A 24068-nucleotide genomic window follows, 5' to 3' on the forward strand; every position below is an offset into this window, starting at 1 on the left:
AAAGCAATTTTTGGATGCTGATCTTTTTTCACTTTTCACTTTTCACTTTTCATTCAGTAAGTGGTCAAGAACTGGAAGACTATCAGAACCGCGCTTTGCAAAACAACCCTGAGATTCAATCTTTAAATTCTTCTATAGATATAGCCGAGGAAAGGATCAACGAAGCAAATGCATTTTCTGATACTGAATTTGGCTTGGGATATTTTGTAAGTGAACCTGAAACCAGGACAGGTGCTCAGAAATTCAAAGTTTCTGTGCGGCAGATGTTACCCTGGTTTGGAACTGTTCAATCCAGGAAAGATTATGCAGGTTCTATGGTTGGTGTGGAAGAAGTCGATCTTGAAATAGCTAGAAGGCAGTTGAAACTGAACGTGTCCCAGGTCTATTTCGATATCTATGAATTGGAAGAGAAACTGGAAGTATTGCAGCAGAATATCGATCTATTGGAAGTTTATAGAACTATGGCACTAAATTCAATCGAAGTAGGGAAAGCTTCAGCGGTAGAAGTTTTAAGGCTTAAAATGCGTCAGAATGATCTTGAGGAGCAAATGAAAATAATCAGGCTGCAACTGAAGGCATTAAACATAAGATTTAATAAGTTACTGAATATTAATGATGAGAATATGGAGGTTCAGGACACTTTGATCATTCCAATGCAGGAATCAGAGAATATCGATCTTGCCTTGCATCCCGAATTACAGCGCTATGATAAATTTGCTGAAAGTATTACTAATTCCGAAGAATTGAATCAGCAGGAATCTGCTCCTAAATTGGGCTTTGGTCTTGACTACGTCAGCGTTCAGGAAAGGACAGATATGGATTTTTCAGATAACGGAAAAGATATCGTGATGCCGATGGTCTCGTTTTCGGTACCGATTTTCAATAAAAAATATCGCTCCATTTCCAGGCAAAACGAAATAAGGCAGGAACAGATCTCATTTGACCGTAATGCTGCTTTAAACGATATGGAAAGCAGGTTAAGTTCTGCCTTGAATGAAAGAGCTTCTGCAAGGATCAAATTTGAAACTCAGTCAGATAATCTTTCTCAGGCTCGAGATGCAGAAGAATTGCTATTAAAACAATATGAAACCGGAACAATAGATTTTGATGATGTTCTGGATATTCAGGAAATACAATTAAATATCCAAATGAACCTCATTGAAGCCGTTAGTAGCTGGTTCAGGCAGGATGCCGTTGTAGAATATCTCACTCTTAATAATCAATAAGATGAAAAAATATATACTTTATTTACTGCTTATCATCGCCGGACTTTTACTGGGGTATGTGATTTTCAGTAATTCTTCAAAAGAAGTTCATGATCATAAGGAAGCTGAAACAACTGAGGCGTGGACCTGTTCTATGCATCCACAAGTTATGCAGCCAGAGCCGGGAGATTGCCCTATTTGTGGCATGGATCTCATTCCCGCTGATGCAACTTCAGACGGATTGAGTGCAGATCAATTCAGCATGACTGAAAATGCAATGAAACTCGCTAATATTCAAACCACGACAGTTGGAGAGGGAAAAGGAACTGAAGGTAAAATGAATTTATTCGGGAAGATCGAAGTGAACGATGATCAAAATGCAGCGATGCCGGCACATTTTGACGGTCGGGTGGAAAAGCTATATGTGAACACTGTTGGCGATAAAGTGAGTATGGGACAAACGATTGCCAATGTTTATTCTCCGGAATTAGTGGCGGCGCAACAGGAACTGATCACGGCGGCCAAACTGAAAAATTCCCAGCCTCAATTGTATCAGGCTGTGCGAAATAAGTTCAGGAACTGGAAGATCAGCGATGCGATGCTGGATGAGATCGAAAATTCCGGTAACGTGAGAACTTCTATTCCAGTTTATTCTCACGTGAACGGGACAGTTACCGAGATCATGGTGGAAGAAGGTGCGCATATAATGGATGGTATGCCGATTTTAAAAGTTTCTAACCTTAATTCTGTCTGGGCAGTTTTTAATGCTTACGAATCCCAGATCTCGAATTTAAAAGAAGGACAGAATCTTGATATTTCGGTAAATGCATTGCCTAATAAAGATTTCAGCGGAAAAATATCTTTTATTGATCCTATTTTAAACCAGGATTCCAGAACGGTGGAAGTGCGTGTGGTGCTGAATAATCAGAATAATGAACTCAAGCCGGGAATGTTTGTACATGCTGAGGTTGAAAATTTTACCAATTCAGAAATTGAAAGTCTGGAAATCCCTAAAAGTGCTGTAATGTGGACGGGGGAACGATCGTTAGTTTATGTAAAAGCAGCCGGAACTCAGCCGGTTTTTGAAATGAGAGAGGTGAAACTAGGGAATACGAGCGGGGAAACTTACCAGGTTCTGGGAGGCCTTTCTTCGGGAGAAGAGATTGTAACGAATGGAACTTTCACGGTAGACGCCGCGGCACAATTGCAGGGAAAGAGATCGATGATGAATCAGACTTCATCTAAATCATCTGATGTGAAATTATACCTAAAGCTTTCGGAATCTTTTCAAGAAGACTTCAAAAAGTTACTGAACGACTATTTCAGATTGAAAGATGCACTTGTAGCTTCACAAAAAGAAAAAGCTTCAAAAATAGCATCAGAAATGGATCAAAATCTGGCTAGTATGGAAGAATTAAAAAGATTGCAGTCTATGACAAAAAGCATTTCAGAAACAAGCAATATTGATAAACAGCGAGAAGCTTTCAGACTGCTTTCTAAAGAAATGATAAATATTGCTGGTAATGTATCGAACCTTGATTCGACCATCTATGTGCAACATTGCCCAATGGCAAATAATAATAAAGGAGCCGACTGGTTGAGCCGCACAGCAGAAATACAAAATCCGTACTATGGAGAAGCAATGTTAACTTGTGGAGAAGTTACCAGAACACTTCAGTAAATTTGGCAAAGATTTTAAAAAAAGAGCATAAACTAAACATCAATAAAATGAAAAGAGAAATTAAAAGACTGTTTACCATCGCTGTGATCGCCGGAAGTTTTATTCTAACTTCCTGTGTTGATGACAAGAAAGATAAGAATGAGCAGGTTTCTGGAGAGCAGCAAGAAATGAACGACCATTCCGAAGAAATGAAATCTGAAAATGGTTCAGAAGAAGCTAATGCAGAGTTCAATGATCAAAATGTAACGAAGGCTTACGAAGAATATCTGGCAGTAAAAGATGCGTTGGTTGGAACTGATGCAGCTGCGGCCGGTAAAGCTGCTCAAAATCTTGAGAAAACCCTGGCGGAAGCTAAGCCAGAGATCGCCGGGATCGCAGGTAAACTTGCCGAATCTGAAGATGTTAATGTACAAAGAGAGATTTTTTCAGAATTAACGGCAGCTATGGAGCCGGTGCTTAAAGACGCCATTTCTTCGGGGAAGATCTACAAGCAATTTTGCCCAATGGCGTTTGAAGGAAAAGGAGACTACTGGTATTCAAATTCAGAAGAGATAAGAAATCCTTATTTTGGGGATAAGATGCTAAAATGTGGTAGAGTAGATAATACCATCATGTAAAAATAAATTGATTCAGGTCGGAGTCATTTCGGCCTGATCTTTTTAATATATTATTGAAATTTGGAAAAAGTGAAGTTGAATATCAGGAATGTTGTTTGCCAGCGTTGCATCATGACGGTGGAGGAGATTCTTAATAGGCTGAATATTCCTTTTTCAGAAGTAGATCTCGGTGAAGCCATTCTTAAGCGGGAAATAAGCAGTATTGAAAAACATCAAATTCAGAAAGAGTTTGAAAAGGTTGGGTTTGAGGTCATTCAGGATCGAAATGAAAAACTGATCAATAACATCAAATCCCTTATTATCGAGGAAGTTTATTCTGAAAATTCTTCGAATCAAAAACTATCCAGTTTGCTTAGCTCAGAATTGAATTACGACTACAGTCATATTACTCATGTTTTTACTGAGATTGAGGGGCAAAGCATTCAGAAATTCTACAACAATGTTCGTATTGAAAGAGCAAAGGAACTTCTTAATTATGATGACTGGAGTATTGCGATGATTGCCGACAACCTTGGCTATTCCACTCCGGCATATCTATCCACTTCCTTCAGGAAAACCACCGGATTTACTCCTTCCGAATATAAAAATCTTCACATTAAGGACAGAAAACGACTTGATTCTGTTTAAGTAATCTTAAAACTGAAAGAACTTAGCATAATTTTAAAAGCAGTTAGCTTATCTCTTGCTTAAATTAGATTGAAAACCAATAAAATCAATAAGTTATGAGAAATGAGAAGCTAATTAGTGCGCTCGGTAATTGCATTAACCATTGTAATTATTGTGCCGATGCATGTCTCGATGAAGACAATGTGAAAATGATGAAAGATTGTATAAGAACTGATCGTGTTTGCGCAGAAGTCTGCTCTACGTTAAACCAGGTTCTTGCCACTAATTATAAAGACGTACAAGGCTTGGTTGATTACTGTAAAAAGGTTTGCCAGGCCTGTGCTGATGAATGTGGAAAGCATGATCATCAACATTGTAAAGACTGCGCTAAAGCCTGCCAGGAATGCGTAAAAGCTTGTGAGGCATATGCCGCATAATCAATAAAACTGCCTGAAATATTCTTTCAGGCAGTTCTTTTTTGGATACATCCATTTGAAAGTATACTACTAGATTTTGAAACTCTTCTATTTCGAACTGTAGTAATTTAGTATCCTTATTTCATTCCTAAATTTCTAAATATGAACCACATCTATAAAATAACCGGTATGAGCTGCAATGGTTGTAAGACGCACGTTGAAAAAACTCTGACTGAGGTTGAGGGTGTGCAAAAGGTTTCGGTTGATCTCAATTCTGGAACTGCAGAAATAGAAATGGATAAGCATATTGAATTGAAGAAATTTGAAGAAGCTTTATCCTCTTCCGGTGGAAATTACCATATTATGAATACTGATTCTGAAAAACATGCAGCGGGATCACCGATGACGCATGTATATAAGGTAACGGGGATGACCTGTAATGGATGCCGTTCTCATGTTGAAAATACCTTGAATTCGGTAGACGGCGTGATCAATGCTTCGGTAAGCCTTGAGAATGGCGAGGCAGAGATCAGTATGGAAAAGCATATTAAGGTTGATACGTTTGAAAAGGCACTTCAGAATGATGGAGGGAATTATCACATTATAATGCCGGGAGAAGAAGCTTCAGAGACTTCAAAGAATAAATCTAAAGAATCAGAAGGCAAAGGCACCGGAACCTGGTATTGCCCGATGCATTGTGAAGGCGATAAAACCTATGATAAACCCGGAGACTGTCCGGTTTGTGGAATGGACCTGGTAGAAGAAGTGAGTACTGCTTCACAAGCCACACAATATACCTGCCCAATGCATCCTGAGGTAGTGGAAGATGAACCTGGAGATTGCCCAAAATGCGGTATGGAATTAGTGCCGAAGGAGCCAGAAGCTTCTGCAGAGGAAAAGAGTTATAAGAAATTACTGAGTAAATTCTGGCTTGCTGTAGCCTTTACACTGCCTATCTTCCTTATCGCCATGTCTGAAATGATTCCCGATAATCCTCTTTATAAGCTTGCCGATATGAAAGTGTGGAACTGGATACAGTTTGGACTTTCACTTCCGGTGGTTTTTTATGCAACCTGGATGTTCTTTCAAAGAGCCTGGAGATCAATTAAAACATGGAATTTGAACATGTTCACGCTAATAGGGATAGGAGCGGGAGTAGCCTGGACTTTTAGTGTTTTCGGATTATTATTTCCAGATTTTTTCCCGGCTCAGTTTAAGACTGAAATGGGAACGGTGCATGTTTATTTTGAAGCAGCCACAGTTATATTGACTTTAGTTCTGATGGGGCAGGTTTTAGAAGCCCGAGCACATAGCCGAACAAATTCTGCTATTAAGGAATTATTGAAACTGGCACCGAATACCGCCATTCGTGTAGTAGATGGAAAGGAAGAAAAGATCTCTGTCGATAAAATTAAGAAAAGAGATATTTTAAGGGTAAAACCCGGAGATAAAATTCCAGTGGATGGTACTATCAAAAAAGGAGCTTCGAGTATTGATGAGTCCATGATCACGGGTGAACCAATTCCGGTAGATAAAAATGAAGGAGATAAGGTAAGTTCAGGAACTATTAACGGAAATCAAAGTTTTACCATGACAGCCGAGAAAGTAGGAGATGAGACCTTGCTTTCCCAGATCATAAAAATGGTGAACGATGCCAGCCGCTCTCAGGCGCCAATTCAAAAACTGGCAGATAGGATTTCAGCCTATTTTGTACCAATTGTTGTGTTGGTTTCTGTGGTCACATTTATTATCTGGGCAATATACGGTCCCGAGCCGTCCTATGTATACGCTTTGGTAAATGCGATTGCCGTGTTGATCATTGCCTGCCCGTGTGCGCTTGGATTGGCTACGCCTATGTCTGTAATGGTAGGAGTTGGAAAAGGAGCTAAAAATGGGGTTCTAATTAAGAATGCCCGTGCCCTTGAAGAGATGAACCAGATCGACACTTTGATCATAGATAAAACGGGAACGATCACAGAAGGGAAACCTTCAGTTGAAAAAGTGGTTTCTGTTGCTTCAGATTTTTCGGTAGAGGAGGTAGCTAGGTTAATTGCTTCAGTAAATGCCCAAAGCGAACATCCGCTGGCAACCGCAACGATAAATTATGCCAAAGAAAATAATATTGAATTTGGCGAAGCTTCAGACTTCAATGCGGTAACCGGTAAAGGAGTTAAGGCGAAATTTGAAGAAAAACAGCTTGCTTTGGGAAATGAAAAATTGATGCAGGCTGAAAATGTTGAAATTCCAGAGGATCTAAAAAAACAGATTTCTGATGAGCAGGAAAAAGGGAAGACGGTTTCCTATTTATCAGTTAATGGAAAGGCGGTGGGGTACGTGACCATATCAGATAAGATCAAAAAGACCAGTAAAGAAGCCCTGGCTAAACTTCAGAAAGATGGAGTAAAGGTGATCATGCTCACCGGGGATAATGAAAGGACCGCTGCTGCCGTGGCTAAAGAATTAGATCTTGCCGACTTTAAAGCGGGAATGGTTCCTGAAAATAAGATGGAAGAAGTTAAAAGACTCCAGAATCAGGGAAGAAAAGTCGCTATGGCTGGTGACGGTATTAATGATGCTCCGGCGCTTGCCCAGGCGAATATTGGAATTGCTATGGGAACCGGGACCGATGTCGCTATTGAAAGTGCTGAGGTGACTTTGTTAAAGGGAGATCTTAAAGGAGTTTTGAAGGCAATTAGATTAAGTGAAAAGGTGATGAAGAACATCAAGGAGAATTTATTTTTTGCCTTGATCTATAACAGCATTGGAGTGCCCATAGCTGCGGGAATTCTCTATCCTTTTTTCGGATTATTATTATCTCCGATGATCGCGGCGTTAGCGATGAGTTTCAGTTCTGTTTCTGTAATTGGAAATGCATTGAGGTTACGTAGTGCGAAATTATCATAAAAAAAAGGAACCTTCACAGGTTCCTTCTCAAGCTAACAAACAATTAAAAAATCCAATCTTAATTTTTCCTTTCTCGCATTGGAGCTTTTCTACCTTTTCTTCTTTTTTCCTGAAGTTGCTCCCATTTTATATATTGTTCTTCAGTAAGGATCTCACGTAACTCGGCTTTCTGCTCTTCGTTCATTTCCATACGTTCTTTTCGCATTTCAGCCTTCTCTGCACGGTCTGCATCCTTATTTTTTTGAATTTCTTCTTTAAGCTCTTTATTTGCTTCAATTCTCTTGGCAAACAATTTTTTCAGTTTTTCTTCCTGGTCTGTATTAAGATCTAACTGCATAACCAATCTCTTTGCTCTAAGAGTTGCCATTTCATCCTGAGATATTTCTGCTCTTGCGGCACCTCTTTCCTGTGCAAAAACTGAAATTCCCAGAAAGAGAAATACAACTGTGATCAACTTTTTCATAGAATGAATATTTAAGTTTCTGATTGTTTGACTTTTAAATTTGAAAAAGGTTTAAAATAAAACATGATTTTTGGTCCTTTTTTATGAAATTCAAAATTTCAGATTAATAATCGTCTGAATCTTTTTCATATTCATCCTTGTCTTTTCCTTTATTCTTTTCTTTGTTTTTGCCTTTTGCTTTATAGAGATCTTTATTTTTCATTTTGTCTCTTTGCATTTTCATTTCACGCTTATGCATTGGTTCCCAATCTTGATATTGTTCAGGAGAAAGTATTTCTCTCATTTCATCCTGGAAGTCACTCTGGATTTTCATCTTTTCCTGCTTCTTTTCCTCGTTATAACTTCCCATATTGCCACCTTCGCTCATCATAGCAGCCATCATTTCCTTTTGTCTTTCAAGTCTTTTCATCTGGGCCTCCCTGATCTCTTCCTTTTGCTCCAGGCTAAGATTTAGTCTCGTCGTCATTTTATCTGCATACATCATTGCATGAGCTTCACTATCTATATGCTCTTTACTCATATTATGAGTTTTGGAGTGTTTCTCCATCTTGTCTTTTTTATTTCCCTGGGCAAAGCTGCCTAAAGAAATAAGTGCTACGATCAATAATAAACTTATCTGTTTCATCACTTTGGTTTTAAAAATGTCTATTTAAAATTAAACCTTGGATGTGTAAATAAAATGTGCTTTAACAAAAAAAAGCTATCGTTTTAACAACGATAGCTTTTAGTATTGGGGTACAGTTAAAATTTAGTTTACCGGATTGAGTATCAGGTCTATTCTCTTTAGGACATCCTGTAAATGATACCTTGTTAAGGTATCTCCTGAACTATAAATAGAATTTTTAACCTGGCGTTCTAGAGCTTTTAATTCTCCTCTAACTACAGGTCTTATATCACTTTGAGAAACATTTACATTACTTCTTGTGATCCAGTTTCTCCATCTTGATGGAATTTCATCCTGCTCTTCATTCATTAAATGCTCCATTCTTTCGATATAAGCACGTTGAAGGTTTCTACGATATCTATCAACTTTCTTTCCTGAATAAACTTCGCTCCAGATTCCTTTTCTAAGATCGGTCATCATATCCAGAAGTGAATATGCTTCTTTGCCGTTGATCTCTTCATTTTCCATTAATCTTGACATTCTACCAAAATCAAGGATGTTATTTAGAGATCGCTGCTGCATATTTCTAATACGTTCAATATTTCCGTCAAATTCAATCTTATTGAAAATATCCTGGTTGATCAACCATTCCGGAGTATCAAATAATTGGTCCTGAAGAAAGCTCATTGCTCTTTCCTGGGTCTCTTTATCAACATGAGTATAAACCGCACCTTCCTGATCGTAGGTTTTATAATACTCATAAACACCACCGATGTTCGCAGCTACGTGTCCCATATATCTGTTGTACTGAGCAAGAACCTGTCCGTAAAGGTCATCAAGATCTTCATAATCCTTCCCGTCTTCAGCGGTCCATTCGATAAGCTTAGGAACAATTCTTTTAAGGTTTTTAATACCATATTCGCTGGCAAGCATTGCGTCATCACCAAGATCTTCGGTTTGAGAACTTGGATCTATAACTCCTCCACTTTGCTGACTTCCGAATCTGTATTTTGGATCTCCTGCATGTTCCAGAATCCATTCATCAAGAATATCTTTTTCTTCCATTCCTTCTTTTTCCGGAATTGGACGGTAACCCCATTCAATAGCATATTTATCGTAAGGTCCAATTTCTGGCATAAGAGCCACATCACCATCTTCAGGCTGCGCGATATAGTTGAAACGAGCATAATCCATGATAGAAGGAGCTGTTCCAAATTCTTTAGTGAATTCAGGGTCTCTTAAATCTTCAACCGCATAGGCAACACTACTTCCCATGTTGTGCGGAAGCCCTAATGTATGACCAACCTCGTGTGAAGAAACAAATCTTATCAATCTTCCCATCACTTCATCCTTGAAAGCTACTCCCTGAGCATCTTCGTTGATAGAAGCTGTTTGAACAAAGAACCAGTTTCTTAAAAGGGTCATTACATTATGATACCAGTTGATATCAGATTCCAGGATTTCTCCGGAACGTGGATCACTAACGTGAGGGCCATTTGCATTTGGAATTGGAGAAGCAAGATATCTTACGACAGAATATCTAACGTCTTCAGGACTCCAGTCTGGATCTTCCTCAACCGTTGGTGCATCTTTAGCAATAATAGCATTTTTGAAACCAGCAGCTTCAAAAGCTACCTGCCAGTCTTCAATCCCTTCCTTGATATAAGGAACCCATTGTTTAGGAGTTGCTCTGTCTATATAATAAACGATTGGCTCTTTTGGCTCCACCAATTCACCATTTTTGAACTTCTCCATATCTTCATCTTTTACCTCAAGTCTCCATCTGTCAAGGTATTCAATGGTTTTACTTTTCTGAGCAGCCAAACCATAGTCGGTTTGTTCAGTAGTAAACCATCCTACACGCTCGTCAAAATATCTTCTTTCCATTGGTACTTTTGGTAGAAGGATCATGGAATTACTGAATTCCATAGAGATGGAACCTGTGCTTTCATTTGAAGGCGGTTCACCTGCGTTATAGGTCTTGATATGTCTAATTTCTATGTTCTCAGGGTAACTTCTGATAGTGTCTATAAAAGAACGACTTTCATCAAGCCTGGAAACTTTATACTCTTTCCTGGTTCTATCCTGCATTCCAAGCGCCTGAACATCCTTCGTGTAAAGATCGGTTACATCGATCACTGTAGATTTGCTTATAGAGTCTTTACCAACAGTTTTAATGTCAAAAGACTGGATGATTGGCTCGAAATTAGAATTTACCACAGCTTCATGAACAGGAAGAGAATCGTTAGCGTAGATGTCATAAGAAACTACTCTAAGCAATACTTTATTTCCTTTTTTCTGCCAGCGGTGAACCTGGGTGTTCTGTTTTCCACCTCCAAAACCAATTCCGCTTGCTGTTTTCGCAATACGTGTAACCGTAAGCATTTCACGGTTGAAAAGGCTATCTGGAATTTCGTAGAAGTAATTTTCATCAACTTTATGCACGGTAAACAGACCTTCGTCTGATTTAGCATCTTTAGTGATGACTTTAGCGTAGGGTTTTAAGCCTCCATCTTTCTTGTCTCCTTTTTCTTCTTTCTGAGCAGTCTCAGATTTCTTGCTAGTCGGTTGAAAAACCGCACAGCCCGAAACGGACAAAGAAAGTGCTACAAGCATGAGCCTGAGACCTTGTTTTTTGATCATAGAAAAGTAATTATTTGGTTAATATGTTAACTTTTTGAAAGCAGTGATTCTATGGAAAATAGAATGAACTGCCTATTAGGTAGTGGTTTGACTAAATTTTTCCTGAAAGGTTTAAATGAGAAATGTTAAAAGAATAATTCTTGGGCAGAAATAAAAAAAGCCCCGTTTATATACAGGGCTTTTTTATATAAATAAGTAGAAGATTATGAGATCTTCATATTTAATGTCTCTCCTTCTTTAAATACATCTATCATCTTATGCTTTCTAAGGCCTTTTACAGCTTTATCCCATTTTTTGTTACTTAATCCAGATTGTTCTTTCACAGTATCCAGTTCATGAACATCATCACCTTTTAAAAGCTTGTAGACCACTTTTTCTTCATCGGTAAGTTCAACTGCTTTTTTCTCAGGTTTCATTTGAGGGAAGAATAATACCTCCTGAATAGATTGATTATTTGTAAGGAACATGATCAACCTGTCCATGCCAATTCCAAGTCCAGATGTTGGAGGCATTCCGTATTCAAGTGATCGTAAGAAGTCATTATCAATGAACATCGCCTCATCGTCTCCTTTTTCTGAAAGTTTCAATTGTTCTTCAAAACGTTCTCTCTGGTCAATTGGATCATTCAGCTCAGAATAAGCATTGGCGATCTCTTTTCCGCAAACCATCAATTCGAAACGCTCTGTAAGCTCCGGATTTTCTCTGTGTTCTTTACATAGCGGACTCATCTCTTTCGGATAATCTGTAATGAAGGTTGGTTGTATAAAGTTACCTTCACATTTTTCACCAAAGATCTCATCGATAAGTTTTCCTTTACCCATTGTATCGTCAACTTCGATACCCATTTCTTTAGCAGCCTCGTAAAGTTCTTTTTCAGACTTTCCAGTGATATCAAAACCGGTAAATTCCTTAATAGCATCGGTCATGCTCAAACGCTTGTAAGGCGCCTTGAAATTGATCTTATGTTCTCCAAAAGTAGCTTCCGTAGTTCCGTTTACTGCAATAGCACAGTGCTCCAGAAGTTTTTCAGTGAAATCCATCATCCAGTTGTAGTCTTTATAAGCTACATAAATTTCCATCGCAGTGAACTCTGGATTATGCGTTCTGTCCATTCCTTCATTTCTGAAGTTCTTCGAGAATTCATAAACTCCGTCGAATCCGCCAACGATCAATCTCTTAAGATAAAGTTCGTTTGCGATTCTAAGGTATAATGGTATATCCAGTGCATTATGATGAGTTACAAAAGGTCTTGCCGCCGCACCTCCGGGAATTGATTGTAAAATTGGAGTTTCAACTTCGAAATATTCTCTTTCATTAAAGAAATTTCGCATGGCGTTGAACAGTTTTGTTCTTTTTACGAAGATCTCTTTCACCTTCGGGTTTACCGCTAGATCGGCATATCGCTGGCGATATCTTTGTTCAGGATCTCTAAAGCCGTCATGTACATTTCCTTCTTTATCGGTTTTTGGTAGCGGAAGCGGTCTAATAGACTTACTAAGTAAATGAAAGTCTTTTACCATAACTGTCATTTCTCCCACCTGAGTTTTGAATAACTCACCTTCGATACCAATAAAATCACCTATATCCAACCACTTCTTATAGAAATCATTGTATTTAGATTTATCATCACCAGTACAGATCTCATCTCTGTTAAAATAAACCTGGATCTTTCCTTTAGAATCCTGAAGTTCTGCAAAAGATGCCTTTCCCTGAATTCTTCTAGACATTAACCTTCCGGCGATAATCACCTTTTTACCTTCTTCAAAAGTATTCTTAATGGCGATGGTGGTATGGTCTACCGGAAATAGATCGGCAGGATATGGATTAATACCGGCTTTTCTTATAGCCGTTAATTTCTCTCTTCTAATCTGTTCCTGTTCTGATAACTGCTGCATATAATTTTTTTTATGCATTCAACAAAAATGCGGATGCAAATATAGTGACTATCAGGCTGCCGCACAACGCAATTAAAAGCCGAAATAATAATTCTATCTTTGCATCAAAATTTGCTTTTTAATGAGTGTTTGGAGAGTTATTCTTTCAGTCTTGTTCCCGCCGCTGGCCGTATACGATAAGGGTTGTGGTTCTATTTTGATCGTACTAATACTTACGCTTCTTGGTTGGATACCTGGAGTAATAGCTGCTTTGATCATTCTTAATAATCCTAAGTCTTAGCTAATGAACAAGAAAGTAGAAGTACAGAATTTAGGTATTAAAGATTACAAGGAAGCCTGGGATTACCAGGAAAAACTTTTCAAGGATACGCTAGATCTCAAAATAAAGAACAGGAGGGAAGAACAGGATGAACCTACTCAAAACTACTTGTTATTTGTAGAACATCCACATGTTTATACACTGGGAAAAAGCGGAGATGCTTCCAATCTACTTGTTTCTGAAGCTGAACTAAAAGCAAAAAATGCCACTTTTTACAAAATCAACAGGGGAGGAGATATCACCTATCACGGTCCAGGACAAATTGTGGGTTACCCAATTTTAGATCTGGATAATTTTTTTACCGATATTCATAAATATTTGAGATTGCTGGAAGAAACCGTGATCCTAACACTTGCTGAATACGGACTCAAATCTGAAAGAAGTCCGGGTGAAACAGGTGTCTGGCATGATGTGGGAACTCCATTTGCTCGAAAAATTTGCGCCATGGGAGTTCGTGCCAGCAGATGGGTAACCATGCATGGATTCGCTTTGAACGTGAATGCAGATCTTGGTTATTTTGATAATATCATTCCCTGCGGAATCAAAGGTAAAGCAGTAACTTCTTTAAATGTTGAATTAGGCAAAAAAGAGATCGATCTGGACGAAGTTCAGGAGAAATTAATGAAACATTTCCAGGAACTCTTTGAAGCTGAACTGATTCAGGAATAATTAAAGTTTATATAGCAGGATCTCATTATCATCACCTTTTACAATCAGTTCTTGTCTTGAATCAAGATCTGCATTAGAAATATCTACTTCTGAAGTTCCAAATACCGGGAAACCGCTTAACAATTCCGCATTAGAATCATAAACAAATACCTTCTGCGCCTGCAGATCTGTAATTGAAACGTAAGTTTTTCTGCCAATACTGAAAATTTGAGGATCTGTATATAATCCAAAATCCAGGCTTACGATCTTTCCTTTGATAGATAATTCATTTTCATTAAGGTAAACGAGCAGATCATCGTTTGCTTTAAGTCTGTGATTATCTGCTAGGTTTAGATTTTTTCGTGATACAGCTCCACTTTGAGTGACGGTAATTAGATTGGAATCTGGTTCTGTGGTGATGAAATTTCCGTCATTACCATACCATTCATTTTCAGAATATTTAAAATTCTCATTCACGGGCACGCGAATACTTCCTTGCCTGCTAAGAATATTGAGTCTTCCAGATTCTTCAGCGATCAAAATATAATCTTTCGTGCCCAACCTGATGTGCTTAGGAGCTTTTACAATATTCGATTTCGCATTTTCAAAATCAAAGCCTTTGATCGATTTTCCTTTAGGCCCTAACATGTAAACCCTTTTATTCTGAGTCAAAACAAAACGGTAAGTTCGGTTGTTGTCATAATCAAATACCGAAAGCGGTTGAGTAAGAGGTTCGTTGAATTTAATAGGAAAAGGCTTGACCGTATTTCCATTTCTATCTAATACCTCAAGGTGATAACCAGTTGAAAAAGCGATTTGCTTATTTCCGTTTTTAAAAAGGTCTACCTCATGAATAGGCCCCGAGATCTGGCTATCCAATTCCTTTTTCCAGAAAATTGTCCCTTTGTTTGAAATTAGATAGAGTGTGTTATTTTCATCCTGAACCAGGATATCTCTTTGGTCTGTCTCGTGATTTTTGAAAAAGTAGGCTCTTGTGGCGACAGGAGCTTCCAGTTTAAAGGATGCCGATTGTTTTGCTCCATTACTACTTCCTTTCTGTTCCTCTGAATTTGAAAAAATACCGTGTAAATGAGTGAAATTATCTTCAGCTATCATTTGAAAGGCAGCAAGGCTGTTCTTTTTAAATTTCAGCTTACTTGATTTGCTGTTATTTTCTATAGAAGTATAAAATTCAGGTAATCTTGACACCAGTAACACTGATGATTCTGAAGATAGGGAAGAAGCTATTTCTTCATAATAAGACTTTCCGGCAATGGTATTTGAATTTTGATGATCGGCGATGGTTTTTTTGATGAGTTCTGTGTCACTGGAAAAAACAATAAAATGATCTATGATACCATAAAATCTATTCTCATTTAAAAGTATAAGATCGCTGAAAATCGAATTAAAAACTCCCGGTTTTTCCATTTCATAAATCGGTATTCCCCGGTAAGTTTCTATTTCAGTTCCAAATCCTGCAAGATTTGCCTTTGCTGTTTCGCTTTCAATGGCGTTAAGAATAAAAAGTTCACCATCCTTTAATTTAATGATAGCTGCTTCTCTGGAATTATCGAGAATATTGGGATATGATTTTTGAATAGAATCTTTAGAGTTTTTCTGAAGGTCTTTAAATGAAGAAAAGCTAAATGAGTAAAAGCTTATAAAATCTTCAGGGCAAACCTTACTTACCTCAATCTCCCTTGGTGATACTCCGTTAAAGTTGGTCAAAAAGTTCTTCTGCTTACCATGCACGCTAATTCCATTTGCTTTTAGCTTGTCTTTTTTCAGATCAAGGTCGAGAACGATCCATTCTGAGAAATCTTTGAATCCAGGAAAACTGAATTTTTCAAAGATAGAAGTCATTTTTTTTAGTGCAGCTTGATTCAGGAATATGGAAGTTTTATTAGGATCTGCAGCATCGTAAGCGCTTTTGAAAGTATTTGAATTCAATGAATTTCTATTATTGGCAATGTCAAGAATCTTCGTTTTCGAGTTACTGATAATTGTTGCATTTTCAGTTTCAAATAGAAAGAATTTTGAATTCTCGATGTTCATTCTTTTAAAAGTAGCTCCATCTTCCTGAATGCTCTCTACGCTTTTATTCTGAATGGAATCAAGTTGAATAAAACCTGAATCCTTTTTTGTAGTAATAGTATAAACAAGAGTTTTAGAATCGAGATTCGAGATGCTAAGACCTGTTTCTGTTTTAAAATTAAAATTCGATAAATAACTCAGTTGATTAATCAATTTGGTTTTAAGACCAAACTCACTATCTGCTAAAAAATTATTTGATTTGATGTGCTGAAGTAGTTCTGAAAAGTCATTCGTTACAACTATTGCCTCAGTATCTGCAGGAATATGTTTTGCCAGGTTGTAATTATCTTCCTGTTTTTTTGAACAGGCAATGAATGTTAGTATGGTTAGAAATACGGCAAATCGCTTCATAGGTTGGTAGTGGGTTTGCGACAAAAATAGCAACTTAGAAATCAATCTTCAATTGATCTGGTAGTAGTTTGAAGCTTTTTCTGTGGTATTTATTGATTCCGTGCTTTTCTATGGCCGCTCTATGTTCTTTAGTTGGATAACCTTTATTCTTTTTCCAGTTATATTCAGGATATTCTTCATGAATTCTTTGCATAAACTCGTCCCTGCTGGTTTTGGCCAAAATGGAGGCTGCTGCAATGCTCATGAATTTTCCATCACCTTTTATGATGCATTCGTGTGAGATATTTTTGAATGGTTTGAACTTATTTCCATCCACAATTATATGCTCCGGATCTAATTTTAACTTTTGCAGAGCCCTGTGCATGGCCAGTATAGAGGCGTTTAAAATGTTAATTTTATCGATTTCATCCATAAAAACATGGTCAATTCCGTAAGCCAGAGCTTCAGACTGAATTTGAGACTTTAATAATTCGCGGTTTTTTAAACTGGTAATTTTTGAATCGTTGAGTATATCATTTGTGAAATTTTGTGGAAGGATAACTGCAGCAGCAGTAACAGGTCCCGCGAGGCAACCCCTTCCTGCTTCGTCTGTTCCAGCTACAATTAATTCAATGTTGTAAAAATTGAGCATTCGTAATTTTGTTTGGTTTTTATTGATAGATACTTAAAATCAGCCTCTTCAATTCCTTGAAAGATTCTCGAAGTTGTTAAAGTATTGATAAGTTAAAATGAATATTTTTTTGGTTTATTAAGAATTTATTATGATTTTTGGCGCTGGCTAATTCAAATTTAACGAAATAATGAAAAAAAGATTACATGGATTTCTGACACTATTATTGGTGTTAGTAGTGCAAATTGGTTTTGCACAGGAAAAAACCGTTACAGGGACGGTAATTGACGGTGATGGTCTGCCTTTACCAGGTGTGACTGTCCTAGTTAAGGGTACTAATACTGGTACTCAAACAGATTTTGATGGTAACTACAGTGTTACCGTTGCTCCAACTGGAACCTTAGTATTTAGTTACGTAGGTTTCAAATCACAGGAACTGCCTGTGGGAAGTGCAAATCAAGTAAACGTAACCCTTGAGGTAGATGCTGCGGCATTACAAGAGGTGGTTGTACTTGGATATAGCACTAAAGGAGTTGAAGAAGTAACAGGATCCTCAGTTCAGGTAACTGGAGAAGAAATTGCAGATATACCTGTGGTTTCTGCAGATCAGGCGTTACAGGGTAAAGTTGCAGGTCTTCAGATCTCTGCTTCCTCTGGTACTCCTGGTTCTACTCAGGACGTACGTATTCGTGGTCTTAGTTCCCTAGCCTCTTCAAATGAGCCATTATACGTAATTGATGGTGTGCCGGTTGTAAACAATAACAATAGTGGTAGTGATAACCGTAGCTCGCTGAATCCACTTTCAGCAATCAACAGCCAGGATATTGCAAGTATTACAGTACTTAAAGATGCTTCGGCAACTGCTGCATATGGTGCTCGTGGGTCTAATGGTGTAATTGTAATTACAACTAAAGATGGTAAGACGGGAGATACACAATTTACGTTTACTTCTCAGGTAGGTATTCAAAATGCTGCTTATAATGAAAGAAAAATTCTAAACGGTAATCAAAGATTAGAGTTGGCAAGCGAAGCATTAGTAAATGCTTACGGAGCCAATGGTACTAACGGAGATTTTGGATTTACTCAGGACAACGCGATTCCGTTAGCAGTTGATTTTGGTCTTTTCCCAGCTGGATATCTTGATTATGATGGAACAGATTATGATTGGGGTGGTATTATTACTAATGATGATGCTTTAACTCAAAATCATACGTTTTCTGCCTCTGGTGGTAGTGAGAAGGGTTCTTTCTACGCTTCTATTGGTTTTAATGATACAGAATCTACAGTTATCAAGTCTGACTTCAGAAGAATCAACGGACTTCTTAGCTTTGAAAGACAGTTTAGAGATAACTTGAAATTTTCTACAAGTGTAAACGTTTCTAACACTGAACAAGGAAATCCTATTTTGGAGCAGGGGTCATTCTTTTCGAATCCTTTTCTTACAAGATACTTGATGAATCCTTTGAACAATCCTTATAATGAGGATGGTACACCAACAACAGATTTATCTTTCGGTTCTTTACATAACACGCTATATGTTTTAGATAACAACATAACTCGTAACAAATTACTTAGAGGGATCTCTAATTCTCAGTTAGATTGGGAGTTATTTGATGGTTTCACTTTCAGAAACACTTTGAGTTTGGATTTCCAATTAACTGAATACCGTAACTATGAGAATAGATACGAAGGAGATTCAGCTCCGGTGAATGGTTCATCTACAATTAGTGATGAGAAAAACTATAACTATGTTTATCAAGGTTCTTTGAACTATGATTTTACCTTAGGTGATGTTCATAATTTTTCCCTTACTACTTTATTTGAGTACCAAGAAAACCAAAATTTCTACCAGTATGGGTATGGTGAAAACTTCCCAGCCGATGGTTTAACCAATATCGCTTCTGCTAGTGCTAACTTTGACGCATTTTCTAGGTTAACAGACTGGGTAAATGTTGGTTATCTAGGTTTATTAAACTATAACTATGATGGTCGTTATGTACTTGATGCTACGATTCGTCGTGAAGGATCTTCAAGGTTTGCTCCAGAAAACAGATTTGGTACTTTTGGATCTGTAGGTGCGGCATGGAATATTCACAGAGAATCATTTATGCAAGGAGGATTATTTAATACCTTGAGATTAAGAGCTTCTTATGGTCTAACAGGTAACAACGCAGTAGGATTAAATAGCTACCAGGCTTTATTAGGTTTTGGAGCAGATTACTCTAACAATGGTGGTTCTGAACCATCTCAGTTTGGTAACCCTGATCTTACCTGGGAAAAAGGTGAAAACTTTGATGTAGGTATTACTTATGGTCTTTGGGACAATAGAGTAAATGGTACTTTTACATATTTCAACAGAAGAACTTATGATCTTCTTCAAGGTGTGCCACTTTCTCCAACAACGAGTTTCCAAGAGCAGGATAGAAACCTTGGGGAAATGACAAACTCTGGTATTGAAGCAGAACTTTCTGTTGATATTTTCAGAACAAATGATTTCGTTTGGAATGTATCTGCAAACTTTGCTACAGTAAAGAACGAAGTTACTGAATTAGCTATTGGAGCTGATGGAGAACCATTAGATCCACTCGCAGGTACATCATATAAATCTACAGTAGTAGGTCTTCCAGCTGCTGCATGGTATATGAGAACATGGGCTGGTGTAGATCCAGATACAGGTGCTCCAACTTGGTATTTAAATGGTACTGATGGTGAGGTAACTTCAAATTATAACTCAGCGGCAAGAGTATTCCAGGATGATGCAAGTGCATTGCCTACATACTCAGGTGGTTTTAGCACAAGAATTAGCTATAAAGGACTTTTCGCTGACGCAACGCTTTATACAGCTGGTGGTCACAAAATCTACGAGCAGTATGCACAGTTCTATTTAAGAACTAACAGTTTTACATTAGGGACGTATAATGGTGTTCAGGAATTATTAGAAAGATGGCAGCAGCCAGGTGACGTTACAGACGTTCCTGCTGTAAACTACGCTCAGAATAATAACTTCCATGCAACAAGTTCTAGACATTTATATGATGGAGATTATGTACGTCTTAAGAATGCTACTATAGGATATAGCCTTCCTTCTGGATTAATTGATGGTATAGGAATTGATGCTTTAACTTTAACCTTAAGAGGTACTAACCTTTATACTTGGGTTAAAGAAGATGGATTGAAATTAGACCCGGAGGTGAGAGCTAATGGTTACACAGAACTTACAACTCCACCTGTAAAGACTTATTCTGTAGGCGTTAATGTTAAATTTTAAACTATGAAAATGAAATTAAAATATTTATTTGTTTTAGGATTAGGATTGGGTCTAGCGACTACTTCCTGTTCTGAAGAGGATCTCGAGCCTACTTTGGCTCAGGACAAAAGTATAGAAACCAGTATTAATGAAATTGGAGATCTTCAAGCTGTATTAATTGGAGCCTATGAAAGAATCCAAGAAAATACTTACTATAGCCGTGATGTAATTGTCATGGGAGAGATCATGTCTGATAATACGACTTCAAATGCGAATTCCAATAGATTCGTAACCGAAGCTCAGTTTTCTTTGACTCCAGAATCTGGAATCGTGGCGACACTTTGGGAGAATTTGTATGAGGTTATCGGTTCTGCTAATATTATAATTGCAGCAGAGGGTATTTCTGGAGATGAAAACAGAATAAATCACCTAAAAGGGCAGGCGTATGCCATTAGAGCTCTTACTCATTTTGATCTTGTGACTTTTTATGGTCAGCAAAATGTTACTGGTGGTGAATCTGCATTAGGAGTTCCTTATGTAACTACTTTTAGAGATAATGAAAGTTTATTTCCTTCAAGAAATACAGTGGGTGAAGTTAAAATGATGGCTTATGCAGATCTTGAAATGGCTCTTTCTTTAATGGATCCTACTTTTGACGATCCGGCTAAAGAGTATATCACTACAAGTGCAGTTTCTGCTATCGAAGCTAGAATCGCTAATTATTTTGGTGACTGGCAGAGATCTTTAACAGCTTCTGAAAGAGTGATTGACTCTGGTAACTTTAGCGTAGTTGGAGCTGATACATTTTTAGCTAATTTTGATGCTGATGGTGGAGCAAACATGATCTGGGAAGTTGCGAACACACCTACAGATAATGCTGATATCAACGGTTTAGCAAATATATACCAAACTGGTTCTTACGGTGATGTTATTGCACTTCCAAATCTAGCCGCAACTTATGAAGACGGTGATGTTAGAGGTGTAAGCGACTATGATCCTGCAGCTGGAATGGCGCCAAGTACAGTTATTGGTCTTCATCCTGATGGAACTTTAAGAAATGTTGGAAAATATCCATCAACCGCTCCTTATGAAGATAATATACCAGTAATTCGTTTCGAAGAAGTTGTTCTAATATATGCTGAGGCTCTATTGGAAACAGGAAATGCTGGTGATGCGTTAGATTGGTTAAATATGGTTCCAGAAAATAGAGGGGCAACTTCTTATGCTGCTGCTACAAAAGATAACATTCTTTTAGAGCGTAGAAAAGAATTAGCTTTTGAAGGATTTAGATTCCATGACCTTATGAGAACAGGTATGGGAGTTGAAGCTAAAGATCCAGTGCTACAATTGCATACTGGTATCCCTTTTGGAGACTTTAGATTGGCATTGCCAATTCCAAGTTCTGAGACTGCTGTTAATTCGAACGTTCAACAGAACCAGGGTTATAATTAAATTAATGACTTTATATAATAGAAAACCACCCAATTCGGGTGGTTTTTTTTGTTTTAATAAACTTCAACTATCTTTCGTTAATTATTATATTTTTGCTCCCATAGTCTTTGTCGATATGAGAAAAATCCTTTTTTGTCTTTTTATTTTATGTTCTTTTCAGAGTTGGAGTCAGGCTCCTGGAGAAAGCCAAAGAATAGATGCTTCCAAGAAAAAGGATAGCATGCCGCCTATAGAGGATTACAAGATCATTTCGGTTAAAAATGATACAGTTCATTTAGATACTACTTTAACCATATTAAAAGACTATAATTTCAATTACCTGAGAAAAGATAATTTTGAACTTTTGTCTTTCTCTAATACAGGTCAGCCTTATAATAGTTTAAGTCTGGATAGAAAATACAAAAATGCTTTTCCGGAGTTTGGGGCAAGAGCTAAGCATTTCAATTTTTTCGAAGTGGAAGATGTGAATTATTATCACGTTCCAACTCCAATGACCGATCTTTATTTTAAAACCGTCCCGGAGCAGGGGCAGCAGCTCGATGCTTTGTTTACAGTGAATACATCTAAAAATTTCAATCTTTTTATTGGCTATAAAGGAACCCGTGCCTTAGGTAGGTATCAGAATATTAAAACCAGTGCCGGGAATCTTAGACTAGGCTTTAGTTATGATTCTGATAATGCAAAATATCATGCAAAGGCGCATTTCGCATCTCAGGATCTGGCAAATGAAGAAAATGGAGGTTTAGACAGTCTTTCGGTAGAACAGTATATTGCAAGGGAGGAAGAGTTTGACGACAGGTCTGTGCTTTCCGTGAATTTCGAAAATGCTGAGAATACATTGTATGGGAAACGCTTCTTTCTGGACCACGAATATATCCTTACCAGGGTGACCGACTCTACAAATATGTTGAGTATTAGTCATGAATTTGATTATAGTTATAAGAAATATGTCTATGATCAGGAATCGGCGGTTAATGATATTTTCGGTGAATCCTTTGAATCATCTAATTTACGGGATGAAACCAGGATGAAACGATTATTTAATGAAGTTTCGGCCAATTACGCCAATAAAATTCTAGGTAAGCTGTCTTTTGGAGCAGGCTATACCAAATACGATTATGGATATAATTCGGTATTTATAAAGCCCGGAGATACCATTGGAAATCGATTGAATGGTGGTGTACTTCATATTGCTGGTGCTTACAATAAGAAGATAGGTGGGTTTGCATTAAATGCGGAAGGAAGACTAAATCTGTCTGATGAATTTTCTGGAAATTATCTTGAAGCAAGAGCATCGTATAGTTTTAATAAAGATAATTCGATACTATTCGGGCTGAACCAGAATAGTTCGGCACCTAATTTTAATTTTCTTCTTTATCAAAGCGATTATCTGAATTATAACTGGCAGAATGATTTTGATAATGAGATCTCTCAAAAGCTTTTTGCTGATTTTAGATCCAAAAAATTATTCGACGTATCTGGTAGTCTTGAACAAATCGAGAATTACACTTATTTTTCTACAGATGAAAATGGATTTGTGAAACCGTTTCAGGCAGGTTCACAGGTAAGATATTTGAAGTTGCGGGCTGAAAAGGAAATAGATCTTGGATTATTCGGAGCTTATAATACAATAATGTATCAGAATGTTTTTGAGGGCTTAGATGTGTTGAATTTGCCTGAATTTGTAACAAGGAATTCAATATACTATAAAGACTTCTGGTTTGATGAGGCACTTTATTTGCAAACGGGTTTTACATTTAAATACTTTTCCAAGTATGAAATGAATGATTATGATCCTGTTTTAGCTGAATTTTACGTGCAGAATTCACAGGAATTAGGAGGGTACCCTGTAGTAGACTATTTTTTTAATGCGAAAGTTGACAAAGCGAGGATCTTCTTCAAACTGGAAAATCTAAATGATTTAATTGAACAGAACAATAATTTTTCCGCTCCTGGCTATCCATACACCGATTTTCTCGTAAGATTTGGTCTTGTTTGGAATCTTTTTCTCTAGAAATCTAATTTCCATATTGCTGAATTCTTTTAGAATTAAGGATTCAATTGCATTATTTGAGGTGTTCTTCTAGAAACATCTGCCTAATCCTATAGTTTGAAGTCGTTATAATAGATTTAAGATAAAAATAACTAATTTTTAGAATAGCTATTGTGCAATTAAAAAACGGCTGTATATTTGCACCCGCTTTGGAAACGAAGTGATGTTCATAGAGAGGGGTGATTAAGGAGTGAGCAAATTTGGGATTTGCGCTTTAAAAAAGAAATCAAAAATTTTTATTAAAAAGTTTTGGTTAGGAA

At 37.5% G+C, this 24068-nt stretch carries 17 protein-coding genes; 11 read left to right on the top strand and 6 right to left on the bottom strand.

Features of this window, described 5'->3' with window-relative positions; all coding sequences use genetic code 11:
* The first annotated feature begins 14 nt into the window (after positions 1-14).
* The 6 genes from RE431_RS15120 (at position 15) to RE431_RS15145 (ending at position 7429) form a co-directional block, all read left to right on the top strand.
* A complete protein-coding gene (locus RE431_RS15120) occupies positions 15-1226 on the top strand; it encodes a TolC family protein (protein ID WP_309562806.1) in 1212 nt (403 codons plus the stop codon).
* Position 1227: 1 nt separating this feature from the next.
* On the top strand, positions 1228-2886 hold the full coding sequence (locus RE431_RS15125) for an efflux RND transporter periplasmic adaptor subunit (RefSeq protein WP_309562807.1): 1659 nt from the start codon (positions 1228-1230) through the stop codon (positions 2884-2886).
* A 47-nt stretch (positions 2887-2933) separates the two neighbouring features.
* Entirely contained in the window at positions 2934-3503 is a 570-nt protein-coding gene (locus tag RE431_RS15130; RefSeq protein WP_309562808.1) for a DUF3347 domain-containing protein, read from the top strand.
* 69 nt (positions 3504-3572) lie between these two features.
* Complete coding sequence (locus tag RE431_RS15135) at positions 3573-4130, top strand: helix-turn-helix domain-containing protein (RefSeq protein ID WP_309562809.1); 558 nt, start codon at positions 3573-3575, stop codon at positions 4128-4130.
* Between the two features lie 95 nt (positions 4131-4225).
* Positions 4226-4546 (top strand): four-helix bundle copper-binding protein, encoded by a 321-nt coding sequence (locus tag RE431_RS15140; protein WP_309562810.1) that lies wholly within the window; start codon positions 4226-4228, stop codon positions 4544-4546.
* 141 nt (positions 4547-4687) lie between these two features.
* The gene (locus RE431_RS15145) at positions 4688-7429 is read left to right on the top strand and encodes a heavy metal translocating P-type ATPase (protein ID WP_309562811.1); all 2742 of its coding nucleotides are present in this window, start codon (positions 4688-4690) and stop codon (positions 7427-7429) included.
* 58 nt (positions 7430-7487) lie between these two features.
* Here RE431_RS15145 and RE431_RS15150 read toward each other — a convergent pair whose 3' ends face one another.
* The 4 genes from RE431_RS15150 to lysS all read right to left on the bottom strand — a co-directional run bounded on the left by RE431_RS15150 (position 7488) and on the right by lysS (position 13034).
* The gene (locus tag RE431_RS15150; protein ID WP_309562812.1) at positions 7488-7892 is read right to left on the bottom strand and encodes a hypothetical protein; all 405 of its coding nucleotides are present in this window, start codon (positions 7890-7892) and stop codon (positions 7488-7490) included.
* A gap of 103 nt (positions 7893-7995) precedes the next feature.
* Positions 7996-8517, bottom strand: coding sequence for a hypothetical protein (locus RE431_RS15155; RefSeq protein WP_309562813.1), 522 nt, complete (start codon positions 8515-8517; stop codon positions 7996-7998).
* 123 nt (positions 8518-8640) lie between these two features.
* Positions 8641-11139 carry a zinc-dependent metalloprotease gene (locus tag RE431_RS15160; RefSeq protein WP_309562814.1) on the bottom strand — a complete coding sequence of 833 codons (2499 nt, stop codon included), beginning with the start codon at positions 11137-11139 and terminating at the stop codon, positions 8641-8643.
* Positions 11140-11342: 203 nt separating this feature from the next.
* On the bottom strand, positions 11343-13034 hold the full coding sequence (gene lysS, locus RE431_RS15165; RefSeq protein WP_309562815.1) for a lysine--tRNA ligase: 1692 nt from the start codon (positions 13032-13034) through the stop codon (positions 11343-11345).
* A 121-nt stretch (positions 13035-13155) separates the two neighbouring features.
* On the opposite strand from lysS, the gene RE431_RS15170 reads away from it, so the two are divergent.
* Positions 13156-13314 (top strand): YqaE/Pmp3 family membrane protein, encoded by a 159-nt coding sequence (locus tag RE431_RS15170; RefSeq protein ID WP_084519480.1) that lies wholly within the window; start codon positions 13156-13158, stop codon positions 13312-13314.
* A 3-nt stretch (positions 13315-13317) separates the two neighbouring features.
* Positions 13318-14022 (top strand): lipoyl(octanoyl) transferase LipB, encoded by a 705-nt coding sequence (gene lipB, locus RE431_RS15175; protein ID WP_309562816.1) that lies wholly within the window; start codon positions 13318-13320, stop codon positions 14020-14022.
* Here lipB and RE431_RS15180 read toward each other — a convergent pair whose 3' ends face one another.
* A complete protein-coding gene (locus RE431_RS15180; RefSeq protein WP_309562817.1) occupies positions 14023-16446 on the bottom strand; it encodes a hypothetical protein in 2424 nt (807 codons plus the stop codon).
* 34 nt (positions 16447-16480) lie between these two features.
* Positions 16481-17077 (bottom strand): ribonuclease HII, encoded by a 597-nt coding sequence (locus RE431_RS15185; protein ID WP_309562818.1) that lies wholly within the window; start codon positions 17075-17077, stop codon positions 16481-16483.
* A 169-nt stretch (positions 17078-17246) separates the two neighbouring features.
* Here RE431_RS15185 and RE431_RS15190 point away from each other — a divergent pair, with 169 nt between their 5' ends.
* From RE431_RS15190 to RE431_RS15200, 3 genes are all read left to right on the top strand, one after another.
* Positions 17247-20324, top strand: a complete 3078-nt coding sequence (locus RE431_RS15190) for a SusC/RagA family TonB-linked outer membrane protein (RefSeq protein WP_309562819.1) — start codon at positions 17247-17249, stop codon at positions 20322-20324.
* Between the two features lie 3 nt (positions 20325-20327).
* Positions 20328-21755 (top strand): RagB/SusD family nutrient uptake outer membrane protein, encoded by a 1428-nt coding sequence (locus tag RE431_RS15195; RefSeq protein ID WP_309562820.1) that lies wholly within the window; start codon positions 20328-20330, stop codon positions 21753-21755.
* A gap of 115 nt (positions 21756-21870) precedes the next feature.
* Entirely contained in the window at positions 21871-23769 is a 1899-nt protein-coding gene (locus RE431_RS15200; protein ID WP_309562821.1) for a putative porin, read from the top strand.
* The last annotated feature ends 299 nt before the right edge of the window (positions 23770-24068 follow it).

It is taken from the genome of Christiangramia sediminicola (assembly GCF_031344135.1).
Taxonomy (GTDB): domain Bacteria; phylum Bacteroidota; class Bacteroidia; order Flavobacteriales; family Flavobacteriaceae; genus Christiangramia; species Christiangramia sediminicola.